The sequence below is a fragment of the Paenibacillus sp. XP01 genome (assembly GCF_057364885.1).
The window spans coordinates 304,314-326,079 of record NZ_CP139481.1 but is presented as its reverse complement, the minus strand read 5'-3'; the positions used below and the strand labels follow the sequence as shown (position 1 = coordinate 326,079).

At 56.2% G+C, this 21,766-nt stretch carries 16 protein-coding genes; 1 reads left to right on the top strand and 15 read right to left on the bottom strand.

Annotated elements, in window-relative coordinates:
* Nucleotides 1-369: 369 nt before the first annotated feature.
* The 14 genes from SNR34_RS01465 to SNR34_RS01400 all read right to left on the bottom strand — a co-directional run bounded on the left by SNR34_RS01465 (nt 370) and on the right by SNR34_RS01400 (nt 19,398).
* Nucleotides 370-1,377, bottom strand: a complete 1,008-nt coding sequence (locus SNR34_RS01465; protein WP_236420282.1) for a LacI family DNA-binding transcriptional regulator — start codon at nt 1,375-1,377, stop codon at nt 370-372.
* Nucleotides 1,378-1,530: 153 nt separating this feature from the next.
* Nucleotides 1,531-2,340 carry a 5-deoxy-glucuronate isomerase gene (gene iolB, locus SNR34_RS01460; protein ID WP_486180997.1) on the bottom strand — a complete coding sequence of 270 codons (810 nt, stop codon included), beginning with the start codon at nt 2,338-2,340 and terminating at the stop codon, nt 1,531-1,533.
* 115 nt (nt 2,341-2,455) lie between these two features.
* Nucleotides 2,456-3,508 (bottom strand): inositol 2-dehydrogenase, encoded by a 1,053-nt coding sequence (iolG, locus tag SNR34_RS01455; protein WP_236420284.1) that lies wholly within the window; start codon nt 3,506-3,508, stop codon nt 2,456-2,458.
* A gap of 176 nt (nt 3,509-3,684) precedes the next feature.
* Nucleotides 3,685-5,157, bottom strand: coding sequence for a CoA-acylating methylmalonate-semialdehyde dehydrogenase (locus tag SNR34_RS01450; RefSeq protein WP_339278301.1), 1,473 nt, complete (start codon nt 5,155-5,157; stop codon nt 3,685-3,687).
* Between the two features lie 447 nt (nt 5,158-5,604).
* A complete protein-coding gene (iolC, locus tag SNR34_RS01445; RefSeq protein WP_486180996.1) occupies nt 5,605-6,615 on the bottom strand; it encodes a 5-dehydro-2-deoxygluconokinase in 1,011 nt (336 codons plus the stop codon).
* The gene (iolE, locus tag SNR34_RS01440; protein ID WP_486180995.1) at nt 6,612-7,541 is read right to left on the bottom strand and encodes a myo-inosose-2 dehydratase; all 930 of its coding nucleotides are present in this window, start codon (nt 7,539-7,541) and stop codon (nt 6,612-6,614) included. Before iolE ends, iolC begins: the two co-directional genes overlap by 4 nt.
* A gap of 21 nt (nt 7,542-7,562) precedes the next feature.
* Nucleotides 7,563-9,428, bottom strand: a complete 1,866-nt coding sequence (iolD, locus tag SNR34_RS01435) for a 3D-(3,5/4)-trihydroxycyclohexane-1,2-dione acylhydrolase (decyclizing) (protein ID WP_486180994.1) — start codon at nt 9,426-9,428, stop codon at nt 7,563-7,565.
* Nucleotides 9,429-9,616: 188 nt separating this feature from the next.
* Nucleotides 9,617-10,165 carry a GNAT family N-acetyltransferase gene (locus SNR34_RS01430; RefSeq protein ID WP_486180993.1) on the bottom strand — a complete coding sequence of 183 codons (549 nt, stop codon included), beginning with the start codon at nt 10,163-10,165 and terminating at the stop codon, nt 9,617-9,619.
* 57 nt (nt 10,166-10,222) lie between these two features.
* Nucleotides 10,223-11,830 (bottom strand): response regulator, encoded by a 1,608-nt coding sequence (locus SNR34_RS01425; RefSeq protein ID WP_236420289.1) that lies wholly within the window; start codon nt 11,828-11,830, stop codon nt 10,223-10,225.
* Nucleotides 11,827-13,683 (bottom strand): sensor histidine kinase, encoded by a 1,857-nt coding sequence (locus SNR34_RS01420; protein WP_486180992.1) that lies wholly within the window; start codon nt 13,681-13,683, stop codon nt 11,827-11,829. Before SNR34_RS01420 ends, SNR34_RS01425 begins: the two co-directional genes overlap by 4 nt.
* A 27-nt stretch (nt 13,684-13,710) precedes the next feature.
* Nucleotides 13,711-14,559: a carbohydrate ABC transporter permease gene (locus SNR34_RS01415; protein ID WP_236420291.1), complete on the bottom strand. Its 849-nt coding sequence runs from the start codon at nt 14,557-14,559 to the stop codon at nt 13,711-13,713.
* Complete coding sequence (locus tag SNR34_RS01410) at nt 14,556-15,506, bottom strand: carbohydrate ABC transporter permease (protein ID WP_236420292.1); 951 nt, start codon at nt 15,504-15,506, stop codon at nt 14,556-14,558. The genes SNR34_RS01415 and SNR34_RS01410 overlap by 4 nt, the downstream gene beginning before the upstream one ends.
* A 43-nt stretch (nt 15,507-15,549) precedes the next feature.
* On the bottom strand, nt 15,550-16,884 hold the full coding sequence (locus SNR34_RS01405; RefSeq protein ID WP_486180991.1) for an ABC transporter substrate-binding protein: 1,335 nt from the start codon (nt 16,882-16,884) through the stop codon (nt 15,550-15,552).
* A 219-nt stretch (nt 16,885-17,103) separates the two neighbouring features.
* Nucleotides 17,104-19,398, bottom strand: coding sequence for a glycoside hydrolase family 88/105 protein (locus tag SNR34_RS01400; RefSeq protein WP_486180990.1), 2,295 nt, complete (start codon nt 19,396-19,398; stop codon nt 17,104-17,106).
* A gap of 478 nt (nt 19,399-19,876) precedes the next feature.
* On the opposite strand from SNR34_RS01400, the gene SNR34_RS01395 reads away from it, so the two are divergent.
* A complete protein-coding gene (locus SNR34_RS01395) occupies nt 19,877-20,704 on the top strand; it encodes a methyl-accepting chemotaxis protein (protein ID WP_236420295.1) in 828 nt (275 codons plus the stop codon).
* Nucleotides 20,705-20,841: 137 nt separating this feature from the next.
* Here SNR34_RS01395 and SNR34_RS01390 read toward each other — a convergent pair whose 3' ends face one another.
* A complete protein-coding gene (locus SNR34_RS01390; protein WP_343262062.1) occupies nt 20,842-21,660 on the bottom strand; it encodes an endonuclease/exonuclease/phosphatase family protein in 819 nt (272 codons plus the stop codon).
* Nucleotides 21,661-21,766: the final 106 nt, after the last annotated feature.

Here is a 21,766-nt window from a genome sequence, read left to right as displayed (position 1 = left end):
CCGAAACGTCGTGTGACGTTGCTGATTGATGTATATCGGTATCATAATTGCAACTATTGCCATCAAAATGACAGCAATAATGATGCCTCTTTTTGTCCTCAGCAAAATCCCCTCACTCCATTTGCATATTTTAAGAATGATTCATGTAACTGAAGTAAATGTTCATATTTCCCAGTATACCATTAAATCTTATATCACTCGTTCAACAAGTTCGAACGAATCGACGTAAGTTATGAGGCACTGCGCCGAAAATAAAACAAAAAATGCACCTCCGACTGTTAGAGTGTGTCTAACAATCGGGGTGCATTTCACGCCTTGCTTGAGCGTGATCTCGGCTTGTTTTTTGATTGGATTGCACTGCCCGAGCGATTATGAGCGGGCCTTGGCCGTCGATTCCCGAACAACCAGCTCGGGCTTCAGGATCATGTTCCGGGCAGGCTGCCTTTCCTCTTTGAGCTCATCGATCAGCAAATCCACGGCATGGCGCCCAAGTTCCTCGATCGGCTGGGCGATCGTGGTGAGCGGCGGGCTGGTCACCGAGGCAAGGATCGTGTTGTCAAAACCAACGACAGACAGTTCCTCCGGTACCCGCAGCTTCAGTTCTTTGGCGGCTTGAAGCGCTCCGATGGCCTGCATGTCGTTGCAGCAGAAGAGCGCCGTCGGCCGAGGGGATGCGCCGAGCAGCTGCAGCGCGGCCGCTTTGGCTGCGCCGGGCTCGATTGCAGACTCCAGCACTCGCTCTGCTGCCAGCTCATGCCCTGCTTGCTCCAATGCTTCACGGAAGCCGCGCACCCGCTCGCGGCTGCTGCTCACCCCCGCTTGCTCCGCCAGAACCGCCATGCGTTCATGCCCAAGCTCCAGCAGATGACGCGCCGCCAGGGCCCCGCCCAACCGGTCATCGATTGCGACGGTGTGCACCTCCAGTGTCGGCAGGTGCCGGGCAATCAAGGCCACGGGAATGGACTGCTGCAGGAGCGGCGCCAAAATTTCGGCATTGCTGATCCCTGTTCCGATCATCATGCCGTCGACTCTTTTTTGCTGTAACAGGTTCAAATAGCGCTCTACCCGCTCGTCCTTGTTGTCCGTACTGCAAATAACGACGCTGTAGCCCAATTTGCGGCTTCGATCCTCCACCGCCCTGGCAAGTTCCGCAAAATACGGATTGGATATATCGGGTACGAGCAGCCCAAAGGTGTACGTCTGTTTGCCCGTCAGGGCCGCGGCGATGGCGCTGGGCTGATAGTTCAGGCGCTCCATGATTTCCATGATCTCGGCACGCCGCTTTTCGCTGATTTTGCCTTTGCCGTTAATGACTTGGGAGACGGTTGCAATAGATACTCCGGCCTCCCGCGCAATATCGTAAATGGTTGCTTTCATCGAGATTCCCCATTTGGTTTCGTTTACATCCCATTATGCAGGCGGATGCCCCCATAAGCAACATGAGTCGGCATGGACTGCCATGATCCGCCCATCCAGCTCAGGCAAAAGCTGTATCCTAACCGCTATAACGGCAACGAAGACGGGTGTGAATTATTTAGGCTGCATCAGCCAATCGTGATCCGGATCGTTGCGGAACTTCCAAATTCGTGTCGGGCCGGCCATCACGTTGAGATAATACACGTCATACCCTGGAGGAGCGCCTACCGGATGATATCCGCGAGGAACCAGCACGACTTCTCCGTTGTTCACGGCTAACGTCTCATTCAAGGAACGATCATCGGTATACACGCGTTGAATGGCAAACCCTTGCTCGGGCTCCACGCGGAAGTAATACGTTTCCTCCAGCAACGATTCTTCCGGCAATGCATCCTGATCGTGTTTGTGCGGCGGGTAGCTGGACCAGTGGCCGTTTGGCGTAAATACTTCCACCACCAGCAAGCTGTCGGCTTCCTTCTGCTCCGGTAAAATGTTATGGATTTGGCGTTCCAGATTTCCGTAACCGCGTCCCTCCACGCCGACATCCTCGGGCGCAATCAGCCGTGCCGGATAACTGCCTTTTCCCGGGGCCGCGCAGATGGCCAGCTCCAACGCTGTTCGTGCCGTAATTTCTACCCGATCCAAATTTGGGACGTACACGGAGTACGGGGGAATTTTTTCGAAAACGCTCATGCGTTTCCCCACATGCTCCCAGGTCTGTTCTCTGGTGGAGACATCCCCCACCCCGCTGAGAAAGACGATGCATAACTCCTGATCGCCGCTCTCCCGCGTCAGCGTCTGTCCCTTCGCCAGTTTCGCCACTTGGAAACCGACATACTCCCATCCGGCAGTCTCCGGGGTTACCGTCAGGATCGTTCCGTCTTCGTCAGGCGTGCTCTTCGGTTTGATGATGTATTCCGACATTTGCGGATGACACTCCTTTCCATGAACTTGGAAGCATTCAATATGCCCATGATTGCCGATCCTTTATTTGCAGCGTATCCGTGATCCGGCTTTTCGTTCCAATGATTGACGTTCTTCACAAAGAAACCGTCTTCGATCCGACGGGAGCCCCCGGCACTTCGCTAAGCTTGACCGGCCTTCCCTGCTGCATCGACATGCGGGCCGCCAGCGCAATGCGCTCTGCCTGCACGGCGTCATGACCGTCAACCAGCACCGGCACATCGTTTAGAATCGCGTCGATAAACAGAGCCGTTTCCTGCACGTAAGCTTCGTTATACCGCTCCAGGAAAAAATGCAGCGGCTTGTCGCGCATCAGACCTGCCGCCGTGCTGATCTCGGCTGTGTTCGGATGATCATTGGCCGCGGCGACGCTGCCGAGCGATCCGAACACTTCAACGCGTTGGTCATAACCGTATGCCGCCTGGCGGCTGTTATCGATGACCCCAATCGCGCCGTTGCTGAACGTCAGGGTAACAATCGCCGTATCCACGTCGCCGTGTTCGGCAAAGACCGGATGAATCAGCACATTGCCTTGCGCATATACTTCTTCCACTTCGCTGCCCGTCAAATAACGGGCCATGTCGAAATCGTGGATCATCATATCCATGAAAATGCCGCCCGATACCCGAATGTATTCCGCCGGAGGCGGGCTGGGATCCCGAGACGTGATCTTGACGATGTGCGGGTCCCCGATGGCACCCGATTGCACATGCTCCCGTACCCTTCTGAAATTATGGTCGAACCTGCGATTGAACCCGATCTGCAGCTTCACGCCCGATTGCCGGACCGCCTCCACAACAGAACGGGTCTGCGCCAGATCCATGCTGACCGGCTTCTCGCAGAAAATATGTTTGCCTGCGCGCGCCGCTTGTTCCATGAGCGGCACATGGGTGTCGGTGGACGAGCAGATCAGCACCGCGTCCACGTCGGACATGGCCAGCAGCTTGCCGCTGTCCGTCGTGACAACCGGGATGCCGCGTCCTGCGGCCCAGCTCTCCAGCTCGGGCCCGGCATATAGATCGCTGATGCCGACGATTTCGGCATGCGGGTTGCGGAGCAGATTGTCGGCATGGATTTTGCCGATCCTGCCTGCTCCGATAATTCCGATTCTCACCTTGTCCTTCGTCATTCGTTTATCCTCCCCGTATGCGACTGGACATACTGCAACCATTCAAGGAGCGGAGCTTCTTATGACGCGAATCATCATTCCACCACGGATCGTAGAGGGGATGCTTCGCAAAAACGCCGTTCCATGCACGCATGCAAGTATGCACTTGCGCTTTAATGCGTTTGGCTTGCCGCCGATTACCAGCGGGCCGTCACCATTTTTTTGCGTGTATAGAACTCGACGCCGTCGGTGCCATTGGCATGCAGATCGCCGTAGAAGGATTTTTTCCAGCCCGAGAACGGGAAAAACGCCATCGGGGCAGGTACGCCCAGATTAATGCCTAGCATGCCCGCATCGATCGTTTCCCGGAACTGCCGCATGCTCGAACCGCTCTGCGTGAACAGGCATGCCCCGTTGGCAAACTCGGAGCGGTTCGCCAGCTCGATCGCTTCCTCCAGCGTAGCTACTCTCGCAATCGAAAGCACGGGCGCAAAAATCTCGTCCCGCCAAATTTTCATCGTGCTGTCCACGTCATCGAAGATGGTCGGCCCGACGAAATACCCCGATGCTCCGGCCGCTTCATCCTTCCGGCCGTCACGGATGAGCTTCGCCCCTTCTTGCTGTCCGGACTCGATATAGCCCAGCGTGCGCTCTTTGTGCGGACCGCGGATAACCGGGCCGAGGAATACGCCGTCATGCATGCCGTTCCCGATCGTGATCCGGTCGGCGGCATCCGCCAGTTTCTGCACGAGCGCGTCCGCCACGTCGCCGACGGCAACGACGACGGAACAGGCCATGCAGCGCTCACCTGCGGAGCCGAAAGCGGCGCTCGTGATTTCCTTCACCGTCAGGTCCAGATCGGCATCCGGCATGACGATGGAGTGGTTTTTGGCACCGGCGAGCGCCTGCACCCGTTTGCCGTGCGCGGAGGCAGTCGTGTACACGTATTCGGCCACGGGCTGTGAGCCGACAAACGAGATCGCTTGAACATCCGGGTGTTCAAGCAGCCCGTTCACGACGTCGTGCGCGCCGTGAACGACGTTCAGCACGCCGTCCGGAAGCCCCGCTTCCTGAAACAGCTCCGCCAGGCGGCATGCCAGCAGCGGCGTACGCTCGGACGGCTTCAGGACAAAGGTGTTCCCGCATGCGATTGCCAGCGGGAACATCCAGCACGGTACCATCATCGGGAAGTTGAAGGGGGTGATTCCCCCTACAACGCCGATAGGGTACCGGTACATACCCGATTCGAGCCCTGTGGCGATATCGGGCAGTTGTTTGCCCATCATGAGATTCGGAGCGCCTGCCGCGAATTCGACGCATTCGATGCCGCGCTGCACTTCACCGTAAGCTTCGTTGTAGCTTTTGCCGTTCTCCAGCGTAACCAGCCGCGCCAGCTCCTCCCAATGCTCCACCAGCAGCTGTTGGTAGCGGAACAGAATGCGCGCGCGCCGCGGAACCGGCGTTTTGCTCCACGAGGCAAACGCCTCCTTCGCACGCTTCACGGCAAGATCCACGTCCGCTTGTTCGGACAACGGAACGAGGGCGATGACCTCTTCCGTCGCCGGATTCACCACCGGCTCGGTGCGGTCGCTTGCCGGACTAGTCCAGGCACCCCCGATCCAGTTTTGCACGATTTTAACGCCCGTCTGCGTTGAAGTTTCATTTCCCATCATCCTGTTCCCCTTTCAACGGTGTTCTAGTCGGTATACTCGTCTCTGCTGCACAGCAACCCTGGCTCTGGCGTCGGTAGCGGCTGTCGATGTCTACCTCTTACGAACCTGACGCACGCTATTCGGCGAAATTTCGACCATCTGGAATTCTAACGAATATGAGAAGCGTTATTTGCCCCATTTATGCTCTTGTCCCAGCTAATTCCGGTAAATAACGCCGCTGAAGTTCGTTAGGATTAGACAGCCTCCATTTTCGAGGGAATAAGGTGCCTCATGTTCGTTACATTTTCCAACCACATTGTCACAGCCTTTGAAACTTCGGCCTTCCTCTATAAAGTTGCTGGAGTTCCTGCCTGAACCGGAAACCAAATTTTCCTGACCCAGCCTCACACATTCCAGCAATATCATCCTAAATGGGCTTGCGCTACTTCTTGCCTGCGTCACCATTCAGGGCACCGTAATCTCGCCCCGGTTGCAGCGCTCAATATAGTCGTTGACCTGTTCTACTGTCGGCATCGCATCCGAACAGCTATGGCTGGAAATCACAATGCATGCAGCCGCACTGCCGTAACCCATGCTTTGCTCGATCGTCCAGCCCTGCATCAAGCCGTACAGGAAACCGGCCGCATAGGAGTCGCCCGCGCCGAACGTCTTCACCACCCGCGCCGGATAGCTGTCCGCACGGTGGGATTGGCCCTCCCTCGTATAAGCGATGGAGCCTTGCTTGCCATGTTTGATGACGACGATCTTGGCCGAAAAATCAAACCACTTCCGGGCCGTCACCTGATCGCTGCGGTCCGGGTTGTGGTCGAACGCCTCCATCATGTCGAACTCCTCGCGGGTGCCCAACAGAATATCGCATTTCTCGGCCGCAAGGTTGTAGTACACCGCCGTCTCTTCCGGCGACGTCCACGTGTAAGGACGGTAATCGAGATCAAACACGATCACCACCCCATGCCGCTTCGCATACGCCAAAGCCTGAAACACCGCTTCGCGGGAAGGACTTTGCGCCAGTGCCGTGCCCGAAATCAGCAATACGCGCGAGTCGGCGATCAACTGCTCCTGCACCTCTCCGGCGCGCAGCTTCAGATCTGCTACGTTGTCGCGGTACATGAGAATGCTGCAATCGGTCGGGCTTTTGATCTCCGTGAAAGCCAGCCCCGTAACCGCACCGGTATCATCAGTAACTACATTGGACGTATCGATGCCGTTGTTCTCCAGGTAGCGGTGAATGAACCGCCCCATCTGGTCGTCCGCGATTTTGCCGACAAAAGCCGTTTTCAAGCCAAGACGGGACATCCCGATCGCAATATTGGCGGGCGAACCGCCGACATACTTCGTAAACGTCATCGTGTCTTCCATCGGACGGTTGATTTCATTGGCGTTCAAGTCGATGCACAGGCGGCCGATCGCCGTGAAATCCATTTTCCGCGAAGCGGGGAAATCAACGTAGTTCATGTGAGCGGGCTCCTTTCCGTATCGTTTGGCTCCCGGACAAGAGAATCGATATACGCCAGGGAACGCTTTGCATATTCGTAAGGGTTATGCACTGCCGGGTCCTGCTCCCCTTCAAGCATCGCCCATCCGTTGTACCCTCGGGAAACGAGCTCCTGCACAATGGGGGCAAAGTCGATGCAGCCGTCACCCGGGACCGTGAATACTCCTTTGCGAATGCACCCCACAAAATCGCGCTGCTCCGCCCGTGCCTCTGCCAGCACTTGTGGACGGACATCTTTGAGGTGAATGTAAGCGATCCGGTCATAATGCTTGCGCAGCACTTCCAACGGATCGGCTCCTCCGTAATAAGCGTGCCCTGTATCATAGAGCAGGTGAACCAGGGCAGGATCGGTCAGCTCCATCAGCTTATCGATCTCTTCCGGCTTTTCTACCGCCGTGCCGCCGTGATGATGATACGTCAGCTTCAAACCGTGCTCGCGGGCAATCTCCCCGGCGGCGTTTAGCCCTTCCGCCAAGGCTTGCCACTCCGGCTCTCCCAGCCTCAACACCTCTTTTTCATGAGGCGTGCGCCGTGGGTCGAAATGCAGGGAACCGCCCACCTCGCATGTGCTGATCACCGTGCTGCCCATGGACTGCAAAAATTCGGCGTGGCGGCGGTAACCGTCCAGCTCGGACTGCCGATAGGACGGATCGGAAAACAGCACCGATTTCCACTGGGATACGAGGCGTATGCCCCGCTGATCCAGTTCTTTTTTTAGCTCAATCCGATCCGTCGGATACTTGCGCCCCATCTCCGTGCCCGTCAGCCCTAGACGCTGAATGTCGTCCAAAATTTGTTCGCACGTCGTATCGTTGCCGTGTTCCTTCACATCCTCGCCGACCCAATTAATCGGATGAATGCCGATCCGAAATGGAAGCTTGCTCATATATTCCCGTCTCCTTTGCGATTAGATGAGCCTTGCTTTGGCGCGATTCCGCCGCATGGCGCCATGTGCTTCTACCACCTTGCCCTCTGCGGATACTTCGGGAACACCCACGTTCCACCACGATTCATAACCGCCCGAGTTGGTGCCAGGCACCACCGGAATTTCGATCAATGTTGTCACCGTCTCGGCCTGCACCGCCCGAAGTGCCTGTTCCAGCTGCTCCGCATTCTCCGCCCGATAACCCTTTGCACCCAAGCTGCGGGCATGGGCGGCGAAATCCATCGGCATGTACTCCCCGGTCAAACGTCCGGATCCGGCCTCGCGATAGCGGAATTCGTTGCCGAACCCGTCGCTGCCGTGCTCCCGCTGCAAATTGTGAATGCATTGGAAGCCGTTGTTGTTGAACAGCAAAATCGTCATTTTGCGCCCTTCCTGAAGGCTGGTCACCAATTCGGAGTGCAGCATCAGATAACTGCCGTCGCCAACCAACGCATACACCTCACGATCCGGCTCGGCCAAGGCTACCCCAAACGCACCGCTCACTTCGTAGCCCATGCAAGAAAAGCCATACTCCATGTGGTACGTCTTCGGCTCGGCCGACCGCCACAAACGGTGCAGGTCACCGGGCAGGCTCCCCGCGGCGCAGACGATTACGGATGAGGATGGAATGGCGTCGTTGATGATGCCGAGCGCGTGCGTCTGCGCCAATCCCGCCTCATGCTTGAGCGCATACAGCCGATCGACCTCGGCATCCCACTGTCGACGGAGATCCGCCACCTCGGATGACTCGTATCCGCTGCGATATTTCCGCAGTTGAAGCGCCTCCTGCAAAGCCTGAAGACCCTCCCGCGCATCGGCCAGCACCGCTTCGCCGCCGAGCTTCGCGGCATCCATGCCGTTCAAGTTGATATTGACGAAGGATACGTCGGGATGCTGGAAAGCAGACCTCGACGCCGTCGTGAAGTCCGAAAACCTCGTGCCGACGCCGATGACAACGTCCGCTTCCCGCGCCAGCCGGTTGGCCGCCAGCGAACCGGTTACGCCAACCGCTCCCACATTGAGCGGATGGTCCCATGCCAGGGCGCTTTTGCCGGCTTGCGTCTCGGCGACCGGGATGCCGAAGGCTTCGGCGAAGGCCGCAAGCTGCGCGGACGCCTCGGCGTACAGTACGCCGCCGCCTGCGATCAGCAGCGGCCTGCGTGCGCGGGCGATCTGCTCAGCCGCCCGCTCGAGGGCGGCCCGGACCGGGGGACGCCGGTCCAGGTAGTGCACCCGCCGCTCGAAAAATGCCGCGGGATAATCATATGCCTCGGCCTGCACGTCCTGCGGCAGCGCCAGCGTCACCGCGCCCGTCTCGGCCGGGTCGGTCAGCACCCGCATCGCGTTCGACAACGCCGTCATCAATTGCTCCGGCCGTACGATGCGGTCCCAGTACTTGCTTACGGCTTTGAACGGATCGGTAGCGGAAATGGTGTAATCGCTTCCAACTTCAAGCTGCTGCAGCACCGGGTCAGGCTCCCGCGTAGCGAAATTGTCTCCCGGGAGCAGCAGCACAGGGATCCGGTTGACCGTGGCCGTCGCTGCAGCGGTGATCATGTTCAAGGCACCCGGTCCAATGGACGTGGTGCAGGCATAGATTTGCCTGCGGTTCTTCTGTTTGGCGTAGGCTGCTGCGGTATGCACCATGCCCTGCTCGTTTTTGCCCTGCAAATACGTCAGGCTGCCGGGGCTGCGTTCCAACGCTTCCCCGATGCCGGTCACGTTGCCGTGCCCGAAAATGCCGATGACGCCTTTTACGAACTTCGTTTCCTCGCCGTCCACGGAAATGTATTGCTGGTCGAGATAGCGGAGCAATGCCTGAGCCATCGTCAGCCGAATCGTTGTCATGGATGAATCGTCTCCTTTCCCTTCATGGGTTAAGCGCTTAATCTACGTTAAAGTTAAGCGCCTTACCCCTGAAGGTTAAGCGCTTAATTCACATGATATTACAGCCGTATCATTTAGGCAAGTATTTTTTGTAAGCGTTTTATTATAGAACCCATAACACGCTTCTCCTCTTTCGCAGACTCGCCAAATTACGGCCTGAATCTTCCCATCACGATCGTATCATGGTACATTCCGTCCGCATGCCGCCTGTCGTTATGCAGCACGCCTTCCACCTCAAACCCCACCTTCTCGTACAGGGCTCGCGCCTTCGCATTGGCAGCCAGCACGGTCAGCGTCACTTTTTTAATCGCCTCTTGTGCATCCGCCCAACCAAGTGAACATTCCAGCAGCCGCGTACCAATCCCGTACCCCCAATAATGCTGCGCAACGCCTACGCCGAATTCCACCTTATGCGCAAACCGCTTCAATTCGCTCCCTTCGCATCTCGAATATCCCACGATCTTCCCATCCGCCACAGCCACCAAAAACAGATTTCGCGGCTTGATCGTATCCCGGGCAATCAGATCTTCAAAACCGATGGCATCGATAAACGCTTCACCCGGCTCGCGATCCATATGTTCGGTCTCCCCGTCAATCCGCAAGCGCAGTGCCGACAACGCTTCTCCGTCTCCTTCCTGCGCCGACCTGATCGCAAATGTCTTGCCCTTTGACTGGAACCGCTGTTCTTCAATTACCATTTCCTCATAACTCCATTTCGTATTCTATTCAGCATGTCATCTGTTCATGATCCGCGGTTAGTCTACTTCGGACGGGCTTTTTCCCGTCAGCATTTTGAACACCTGGCTGAAATAGGTCGCATTGCGGAATCCCGTCATCTCGCTCACCTCGTACACCATGTATCTTCCCGTCTTGAGCAGCTCCATGGCCTTCCGAACCCGATATCCGTTAAGGTAGCTGACGAAGTTTTCCCCCGTCACCCGCTTGAACAGTTGGCTCAAATATTTGGGATGAACGTACAACCCCCGCGCAATGGCCTCAAAGCTGATCTCTTCCGCATAGTGCTCCTCCACGTATCGCTTGACCTGGATCACCAGCTTGTTGGTTTTCTTCTCGGCCGTTTCTTTCCTTGCCTGCTCAAGCCAATTCCGGATCACGCCGTCCATCCAGCATATCAGATCCTGCAGCGTATATTTAAGCTGAATTTCGCGCAAAAAGTCGCTCATTGCCAGCGGAGGGTCAAGCCTGGGATATCGGCTGCTCCAACTTTGCGTCAGCGTATCGAACAGGCTCACGGCCACCACTTGTACCTCTTGCATGCTCGTTCCGCTCCCTTTCTCCAACAAACAGCGAATGTGGCGCCATACCTCTTCCGCCAAGTCCGGCCGCATGTCGGTCCACGCTTCGCTCCATTGCCGAAGCTGTATGGAGTAGTCGGGAGCAGGAGCTTCCTGCCACCCGTCCGTTTCATAACAATACACCCGGCTGCCCCCCTGGAATTCTGCCGTTTCCAGCGCCTCCCGGCTCTCCAGATAGGAGTCCATCAACTCGCATAAATGGCCCTTGCACCCGCCGACGCCTGCGTTCATCTCCATTTTGAGATACGTGAACACCTGGTCGATCATGCGCTGCAGCAGCCGCTGAATCGACTCTGCCGAAGAATCGCCTTCCAGCATGACGAGCACGAACACTCGATCCGAGTAGTCGATCACTTCGATATGCTGCCTCTCTGCCATCATTGAAGCATGGGTTTGCACGGTTTCCCTGATGATGTCCGCCGCGCCATACCTGAGCAATTGCCAGTCGCGTTCTTTCATGCGCGTCAGGAATTCGGGGCGACCCAGCTGCAGACTGATGGCCCGAACGCGTCCGGCATCGCTCAATCCGACATATTCCATTCGGTCCCGCGACATTTCTTCCGGACGGTAGCGCGTGGTGAGAAGCTCATGCAGGAACTGTTTTCTCAGATAGGGAAGCACACGTCCGATCTCCTGTTTATAAACGCGCTCCAGCCGCTCTCGCCGCTCTCTCACATCCTGTTCCAGCATGACCTCGCGCAGCACGGCCTCGATTTCCTCCACCTCCGCCGGTTTCAGCAAAAAGTGGTTCACGCCCCACCGCATCGCCGCCCGTGCATTCTCGAATTCGTCGTACCCGCTCAGAATAATGATAGGAACGTCGGGATGCTCGCTCCTCAGCGCCTGCGTCATCTCAAGTCCCGTCATTCCCGGCATGTAGATATCCGTCATAACCAGGTCCGGCTTCACGCCGCGAAACAGCTCCAATGCATCCGCGCCGTTCGCGGCAGTCCCTGCAATGGTCAGGCCAAGGGATGGCCAATCGACATGATGGGTCAGCGCCCGGATCATATGCGGATCGTCATCCACCAGCAGGATCGTTTTCATGCGCTCTCACCGCCTACCCACAGATTCAATTGTTCCTCGCTCTCGATCCGCGGCAGCGTAAGCGTCACCCGTACGCCGCCCGACTCGGCCGTACCAAGCTGCACGCCATACCCTGTTCCGCAGTACAATTGGATGCGTTGATGTACGTTGCGCACGCCGATGCCGGTGGTTTCCCCCAGCGCCCAACCGTCCGGCAGTCCCTGCCCGTTATCCGTAATGCGAATAACAAGCCGATCCTCTGAATTACTTGTTTCCGCCTGGATGTCCACCCGAATTTGAAGCGCCCCGTCCACAGGATGGCCATGCATGACCGCATTTTCGATAAAAGGCTGCAGGATAATCTTCGGAATGTAACACCCGCGCACGAGCGGGTCGACCCGCTCTTCGTAGTCGATGGCAAACGGCAGTCGTTCCGCTTGAATGCTCACGTAACAGCGGGCGTGCTCCAACTCGTCCCGCACGCGAATAAACAGTTTGCCTCCGCTCAGTCCGATGCGCAGCAGTTTGCTTAATTGCACGATCATGCGACTGATGTCGCGTGCCTGATAGTCCATGGCGCGCCAGTGGATCATGTCGAGCGTGTTGTAGAGAAAATGCGGTTTGATCTGCGCCTCCAGCAGGCTCGTTTGGGCCTCCCGCTTCGCTCGGCTCTCTTCGCGGACCTGGTCCATCAGATCCGTCAACCGGGAGGCCATGTGGTTGAAGCCGTAGGCCAGATGGGCGTACTCCTCGGTAAAGGAAAGTTCGACGCGCGTGTCGAAGTTCCCGCGCTCCAGCTGCCGCATGCGTTTAATCAACTGCCGCAGAGGCCGCACGATGCCGCGAACGAACAACCAGGCCAACACGGCCGAACACAGTAACCCTATGACGGCTACCCCCAGCACCTGCCAACCCGCCGCACGGACAGGGGTTAATAACATGTGCACGGGAATGATCTGCACCAAGCGCCACTGCAGCATGGCAGGCCGGGAATAGAGCACGAGCTGCGAGCCGCCCGGGGCAGACGCCACCTCAAAGCCGTCCCCTGCATGCGCTGCATGTTCCTCAAGCCAGGCTTGATCAACCCAAGGCGCAGCATCCCCCACCGTCGCTGTTTCCGCGCTTGGCGAGTCGCCATTGCCGAAGGCCGTGCCATCCGCTCCGTTTTCGCCCATTTGCATGATGACGCTCCCCGACGTATCCACGAGCAGGACCTGTCCGTCCAATACGAGCGGCAGATCGGCAAAACGCCGAACGATGTCCTCCCGGCTTAACCGGATCAGTACATAAGCTACCGTGCCGCCATGACTGTCGAATATGCGCTGGGCGTATCCGACGAGCGAATGCCCCGATCCGTTCTCCCTGAGCGGGACCCAGGCGGCATCCGCGTTTTCCAGCGCGCCGTACCACGAATCGGCCGCTACCGTATCGACGGGGTAAATGCGATCGGCCATCGTCACGGCTACGCCGTTGAACGCATCGGTATACAGCTCCACCGAGGTGATCCCCTCGCTCACGACTACGGTGTGCTCCAGTATTTTGGCGACCTCGCGCCTTTGATGAATCTGCGTCAGCCTGCCCGTGCCTGCCGTTTCCAAAAGGCTGGACAGCTCCCGGTTGCTTGCCAGGGAATACGCGGTGCCCGTTACGTTCGTGATGAAATCGAAGCCTCGGCGCGTGCTTTCGTTGAGGAGCGCCAGGCGCGCATTGCTGATCTCGGTGAACGTCACTTTGGAGAACGACTGATAGGACAGCCATACGATCACCGATACAAGCAGCAGATTAAATGCAATAAAGCAAGTCACCATCAAAGTGGTGAGCTTGCTTTGCTGCAGCCTATGGCGGATAAACAAGGATACGCTTCGTTTCCTCATGCTAAAGTCCCTACCTTCGTCTTGGAATTACCCTTTGAGCCCGGAGGTCGCGATGCCTTCCACGAAGTATTTCTGGCAGACGATGAAGACGATAAAGCATGGCAGCAGAGACAGCACGGACATCGCAAACATCGGTCCCCAATCCGATTGGGAGCTGGAATCCAAGAACAGGCGCAGACCGAGCGGCACCGTGTATTTGCTGACGTCGCTTAAATAGATCAGCTGGCTGAAGAAATCGTCCCATGTCCACAAAAAGGTAAAGATCATCGTGGTGACGAGCGCCGGGAACGCAAGCGGCAGAATCACCTTGGTATAGATGCGAACCGGACCGCAGCCGTCGATCGTGGCCGCTTCGTCAAGCTCCTTGGGCAGCCCGCGGAAAAACTGCACCATCAGGAAAATAAAGAACGCGTCCGTGGCAAGCCATTTCGGTACGACGAGCGGCAGGTACGTATTGATCCATTCCAGATGGTTGAACAAGATATACTGCGGGATCAGCGTCACGTGATGCGGCAGCATGATCGTCATCAGCATCAGCCCGAAGCACACCGCCTTGAAGCGGAAATCCAGTCTGGCAAAGGCATAAGCAGCCATCGAGCAGGAGATCACGTTGCCCAGCACGGCGCCCAGCGACAATACGACGGAGTTGGTCAGGAAGCGGGAAAACGGATTGCCTTGAATCCCCGTCCAGCCGCTCACGTAATTGCTAAAGTTCCATTCCTTCGGCCAGAACCACGTTTCCGTGAATATCATGTGCCCTGGTTTAAACGAACTGCCTAACATCCAGAGCACCGGGTACAGCATGACAAAGGCGATCGCCGAGATCATTACGTGCTTTGCAACGACCCATGCGGTAGAGCTGCGTTGTCCAATCATGATTTTCCACCATCCTCATAGTGCACCCACAGGCGGCTGCTGCGGAACACGAGCAAAGTAAACACGCCGATCAGAATAACGAGAATCCACGCCATGGCAGAGGCGTAACCCATTTGGAAGAACGAAAAACCCTTCTTGTACAAATACAGGGAATACATCAGCGTGGAATTGACCGGTCCTCCGCTTCCGTTACTGATGACAAAAGCCTGCGTGAACGACTGAAAGGAGGTGATCAGCTGCATGACCAGATTGAAAAAAATGACCGGGGACAAAATCGGCAAGGTGATGTTGAAAAACCGGCGTACAGGGCCTGCGCCGTCCACCGCCGATGCTTCCTCGTACTCGGGCGGGATTTGTTTCAGTCCAGCCAGAAAAATGATCATCGACGAGCCGAACTGCCACACGGACAGCAGCACGATGGAATACAGGGCATACTTCGGGTTCGCCACCCAATCGGGGGCCTTGATGCCGATCATGGCGAGCAGCCCGTTCAGCAGGCCGTCGCCGCCCAGCATTTTGCGCCACAGCATGGCAATCGCCACGCTGCCGCCAAGCAAGGTCGGAATGTAATAAACGGTTCGATAGAGGCCCAGCCCACGAATGCCCTTGTTCAGCAGGAGCGCCACCATCAGCGCAAAAATCAGTTTGATCGGCACAGAGACGGCCACATAGGTAAAGGTGACTTTCAGCGATTGACCAAACAACTTATCCGACGTAAACATCGTAACGTAGTTCTCCAGGCCGACCCATACAGGCGAGGTCAGGATGCTGTAGTCGGTAAACGAAATATATAACGAAGCAATCATCGGTCCAAGCGTCAGCAGCAGCAAACCTACCAGCCACGGGGCGAGGAACAGGAGAGCTGCCCGGTTATGGGCATATCTCCGTTTCGCGGCCCGGGCAGCCACGCGTTCGGTTGTCGCATGGCTGACCTGCGTTGTACTCATGTCATTTCCTCCCGCTCATTGGATTCCGGATACGTGCAGGCGGTTATTGGCTTGAACCCAGCGCAGCCTTGGCGCCTTCGATGAATTGCGCAATGACGTCCGGCATGCTTCCCTGGTCGAATGCGATCTGTTCGCTCGCCGTTTTGAAGCTGGCATCCACTTCGGAGAACCCTTGCGGATACGGCGGGTCAATCTCGCTGGAATGCTGAGATACAACGTCGATGAATTGGAAAATGGTCTGCTCCCCTTCGGAAAGATTGGGCTTCAACTGCTCGCGAATGCTGGAGTTCACCGGCACGCCTCGCTCCGATCCCAGGATGGCGGTCGCCTCCGGATCGTTCACCATGAAGTCGATGAACATCGCCACCTCTTTGGGATGCTTCGTTTTGGCATACCCGGATATGAACTGACCCGGTTTCAGGTATTCGCCGATCTGTTTCTCGCCTTCGGAATGCGGAATGACCTGGATTCCCAGCGTATGATCCTGGTTTTTGTTCACCTGCTGGAATGTCAACAATTGATTGGACCAGGCAAAGTCCATGGCGGCCGTTCCGAGCGAGATCGGACGCGTCTCCGTGGCGTTGGTCGTGGATGCCGTCACCTCGGCCGGCGTTGCGCCGCCATTGGCACGGAGCGCTCCCCACATGTCGAACCACTGCTGCAGCTCTTCGCTGGTTGCCGTCAGCGTGCCCCCGTCGAACAGCCCTTTGCCCGTCTGGCGAATGAACACTTCAAACATGTTCGTCGCGCCCGAAATATCCGCCGAACCGTAGAAGCCTTCGCCCTTGGCCGCGGCGATGCTGGCGGCAATTTTGCTGAAGTCGGACCATGTCCAGCTTTCCTGCGGTTCCTCGATGCCCAGCTCCTTGAACAGCGTTGCATCATAGATGACGCCAGGCGCATTCACGCCGAGCGTGATGGCGTACAATTTATCGTCAATCGTTCCGGCCTTGATCATGCTCTCGTCATGGTCTTCCGTGCGAAGCTCCTTGCTGTCTGCATACGGAGTCAAGTCCAGCAAGGCCCCTCGCCGGGCAAAATCGGTCAGGAACGCGTAGTCCATCTGCACGATGTCCGGCGCGTTGGAGCCGGCGACCTGAGTGGTCAGCTTATCCATATATCCGTCCCAGCCGGAGTACTCCGGCTTGATCGTGATGCCGGGATGCTTTTCTTCAAACAGCTTGATGACTTTGGTGGTCAGATCATGCCGCGTCTGCGACCCCCACCACGTCATGCGAAGCTCGATATTGCCGGAAGACTCCCCCTGGTTCCCGCCATCGGACGACGCCGCAGGACTGGAGGTTCCTCCCGAACAGGCTGTAGCGAATAATAACAGGGTCAGGCAGCACAAGTTTACCCACTTTTTCATATGCAGCATTGATGAATTTCCTCCCCTTTTTTAACATGTAATCGCTTACAAATATATTGTACCGGGAGTTCTTCAGGCGGAACATAAACAAAAGTAAGCCATCCTGTCAAAAAAGTAAGGGGTTGGGAGGAGGATCGATCTTCCTGATCTAAAAATCCGCCGGGAGCATGCACTCCCGGCGGCGTTTTACGCACATGTCGCCTTCTCGGCCTTTGCCTTTTGCGGTATTCAGGATGACCGGACAGCTGCTGGCGATTGGCGTTGTTCCAAATGCTGCTGCATACGCGCTACCTCGGTGCCTGCCAGCATCATGATGCCAATGCCATGGTTATCATTGGTCACCGTCAACAAGTCCTTGTCATAGTATTCCGAGGTAAACGCATATCTCGATCCGCTGCATACGCCATGCACGTTTCCTTGACGGTCGATGGCCACACGGGTCAATCCCTGCCATGCCTTTCGCGAAGCTTCGGCATACACTTCCGGCTCCTTAAGCCAGCCAAAGCGCACTCCCCGGGCGAACCCGTATGCAAACATCGCCGTGCACGAGGCCTCTTCGTAGGTATCCGGGTCGTTCAGCACCTGGTGCCATAATCCGCTCTCCGCCTGAAGGGCAGCATATCCTTCGCATAATTCGTTGAAAAACGCGATCAATGCCGGTCTGTCCGCATGCTGCTCCGGCAGCGCGGCAAGCACCTCGGACAGCGAGAACAGCGTCCAGCCGTTGCCGCGTCCCCACGGAATGCGCGTGGCCTGTCCATACTTGAAGTCATAAACGTGCGACATGATCTTCTGATCGGCCATAAACAGATATTTGCGGAAAAGCAAAAATTGTTTCGCCGCTTCGTCGAGCGCAGCCGGGTCGCCTTTCAGGCGTGCATAACGGACAAGGAACGGCGTGCTCATGTACAGGTCATCCGCCCACATCGTATTTTCCGAATATTCGCCCGGGCATTTCCGGTAAAAGGCTCCATCTTCGCGCCGTTCCAGCTTGTTGAGCATAAAGTCCGCGATCTTGTCCGCGATGGGCAAAAAGGTCTGCTCCCGGCAATCGCCGTACGCTTCCAGCATGGCAGAACCGAACGAACCGCAATTATCCAGCATTTTCATCATGACGAGCTGTTGGTTGATGGCCGGAAAGCCATACTGCTTCCGGTCCCACAGCGAGTACTCGTACATGGTCGTACACGCCTGCACATGCTCGGCTGCGTAACGGATCATATCCGGCCTGTCCAGGTAACGTCCCGTCTGCAGCAAACCATATACGGTTACGCCGAGCGGATAATCCCAGCGTCCGTAATTGGTAACGGAACCGACGGTCCACTTGTTGCTCAGCATCGCATTCTCGTAATAAGGACGCACCCATGCCTCGGGTCCATCCAGCCGCCAATACGTATGCTCCGGTTCGTGATCTGCGCCATTGCCCTGCACCGCAAAAATCCGATCCATACGGCACATTTCCATCGCATCAGGTTCCGCCTCGGCTTCAAAAGGACCTGCATACAGCCATGTTTCGCCTTCCGCGCCATGAACCCGCCATGGGAGCTCGTGGGCAACCGGCTCCGCGCCGATGGCTGCGCCCACATGAAACTGCCATGGCTCACCGGCCGCGGGGCATTCGCTGCAAACCAGCAAATCGCCCGTTCCGGGTCCCGCTTCGATCTCCACGTCGAACGAACCCGCCTCAGGCAGTGCTGCCGCTAGTTTGCCCTCCAGCCAAATACGGAGCGGTCCCGACGCATGGCCTGACAGGCGAACGGGAATCCCCGCGGGGCTGCCCGCCTGAATTCGGGTCCAGCCGTACACCCGCCGGCCCGGGAGCCGCCCGAATAAACGCTCCGGCACAGGCAGGTTCTGCCGCTCGGAGGACCACCGCGTTTCTGGCAGCCAATTCAGACCGCAGGCCGCCTCGTCGCCAAGCAAGTCCGGACCCTCCTCGCCGAGGAGGTCGCCAATGCCTGCGGGAACGTGATCCGGGCAGATCGGTTCGGAATATACCCAGCCCGCGCTACCTTTTCTCCCCCGAAACGGAGCCAGCACGTTCAGGATGCGGACCTTGCCTTCGTCGGAGCCGAATCGGCAGCCGAATCCGGCAGCCGTATTTTTCAGTTCCAGCAGCAGCGTGTTCCAGCCTGGCTTGATATCCAAGGATAGCTTCACGGTTGCATCAGGCTTGATTTCATCGATGACCGTGGAACGATAGGTTAATAGACCATTGAACCAGAAACGAACCGGACCGTAACAGCTCACGAGCACGTCCAAATTCCGATCCTCATCCCCCCAGACCAGCGCAGCGGCATAAGAAACCTGTCCTTGCTTCGCATCGGGGAAGCGTTCCCCCAGATTCAGATCATAGAGCCCCTGATCATTCTGCAAAATACCGGATTTCTGAAACTTTCGATACACGAAATCCGCTTGCGGATTAGCCCCGATGTAACGCTCGGCCAGCACCTTCAGTACGTGTTCGGGGTCATCCCCGAATCGGTGGTACATGCCCTGCGGTTCATTGAAATAGATCGTCATAGATATACATTCCTCTCTCGCTGAAATCATGCCAACATGCAGCAAAAGCCATAATGAACTTCATATAAAGCTAGGTTTAGCGCTTAACCTCCATAAGAAATACCATTTCTCAATGCAGGACCCGCCTTTCCCTTTTTCTGATGAACGACAGATCATAGCCACAGTATACCCGACGGCCTCATGGGACGCCACAAGTTTTTTGGTTGCGTTTACATTCCCGGTCGGACAGGAAAGATCGTCCATCGAGGCATGGTTGGTTGATGAAACCACCTGCCGTAAAGCCATCCGTTCCCTGCTTCCCGATTCAACGTTTCGTCTAGTTCAACCGCAGAAGGGGATGTCCGCAAAACCTTCAAACAACGGTTTAGTTTCCGACAACAACTGCCGATATAGATAGTAGGTGGAAATTTCCACGATTTAACTGGGGAATCCCCCCATTTTAATTCAAGCCATTTGCATTGGAAAGGAAAGATGAACCATGAATACGCTAGAATCTTTGGTGAATGCCATGCCTTTTGTGCAGCAAATGTTTCGCGACGACGTATCGATATCCATTAATGACCATGAGAAAGTGCTCTATTTCTCCGAAGCCAAAAGCCTGGAGATCGGTGTAAAAGTCGGGGACGAGCTTCATGACGATTACAAAAACTTCAAGATGCTTGCCAACAAAGACTCTCGTACCATTGTTCGCATGCCTGGCGACCTGCAGGGAAGACCCTTCGACTCCATTCTGATTCCGATCAAGGAAAACGGCGAGGTTGTCGGCATTCTGGGCGTGAACTATTCTCTGGACAATCATCTTACCTTGGAAAACCTGATCAACGAGAACGAATCCACGATCAACGCGCTGCTCGGCGGCATTCAGCAGGTTGCTGCGCATTCCGAGGAGCTGTCTGCCACATCGGAGGAGATTTTGCGCAACTCGAAACAGGCGGTGGAAAACTCGGTAAGCGTGACCAAAGTCACTTCGGTGATTCGCGAAGTATCGGAACAAACGAACCTGCTGGGACTTAACGCCATGATTGAGGCGGCACGGGTAGGCGATTTGGGAAGCGGGTTCGGCGTGGTGGCCAGCGAAGTTCGCAAGCTGTCGGATCACACGAAGCAAGCTGCTGCAGACATTGAATCCTCTTTGGGCAACGTTCGCGAGTCCATGAAACATATGGAGCAGGAAATCAGCCAGATTACGACTGCCACGGTGGATCAAGCCCAATTGGTCGCGGAGTTCATGGTAAGCATCGAACAGCTCAGCCAGACGAGCGCCGATCTGAAAAAATTCGTGCACCAGATGCTGGCCTTGGAATAGAAAGAACGCTAAGTCACCCTTAAGATCGATACATAGACAGGACAAAATGATGCAAAAGGCCGCCCTGCCGTAGATTTCGAAGAAAACTACGACGGGCGGCCTTTGTTGGGCCTATCCACACGAACCTTTGAGCGATTCTAAATCTCCACCGCCACGCCATAATGATCCGATACAACCGGACCGTTCGTTCCGTTCAGCACAACCGTTGAAGATTGGGCCTGAACCGGATGCGCGGACCAAATGTAATCAATGCGCAGAGGATGGCTGTTGTCTGACCACCCGGCAATGGCTTTGACTACTGTTGCTCCCTCATCTTTGCTGAGGGCTGTCGCGTACAGGTCATTCCAGCCCTTTTCCACCATGTAATCGTAACCCTGGCCACGAACCTCCGCCACATTGTTGAAATCGCCCATAATGTATAACGGCTGTTCTTTGTAAGGGGCCAGCTTTTCCTCGGTGAGATCCCACTGCTCTTTAAACGGCTCCAGCTCGTCGTTCCACCAATTGAAGTGACCGTTCACAAACCAGGTTGCCTGTCCTTCAACGACCGTTTGCACCCCAACGATTTTGCGAGTCCGGTAATTGTAGTAATCCTGAAGATGCGAAGCATACTCTCCAAACGCCGCCTTGATCGGCGTCCGGCTCAAAATGGCCAGTCCTTCATCAAATTTGCCGAAGCTGGCATGGGTCGGAATCCATGTCCAATAGTAGGGCGTATCCAGCTGCCCAAGCAGGACGTGGGCGTAATTATCCTTTTTAATGACCGTACCGGGTTCGGCAACAACATAGCGGTCCAGCTCCTCTGCTGATAGCGGCTGCTCCTGCGCGGTTTGGTTAACCTCCTGCAAGGCGACGATATCGAACCGGTTTTCGTTAATGAACCGGGCCAGTCCGCCGATTTTGTTCATCTGGTCTTCTTCTACCCATGCGTGGGCGTTTAACGTTAACAGTTTCATAAGCTCGCTCCCGTAGTTATATTCTGGCTGCATGTCGTCGGCGCTGCATCGAAACGGAAACTATTCGCAGAATTCATGCACGAGGCAGTCCATAACTGATATGATG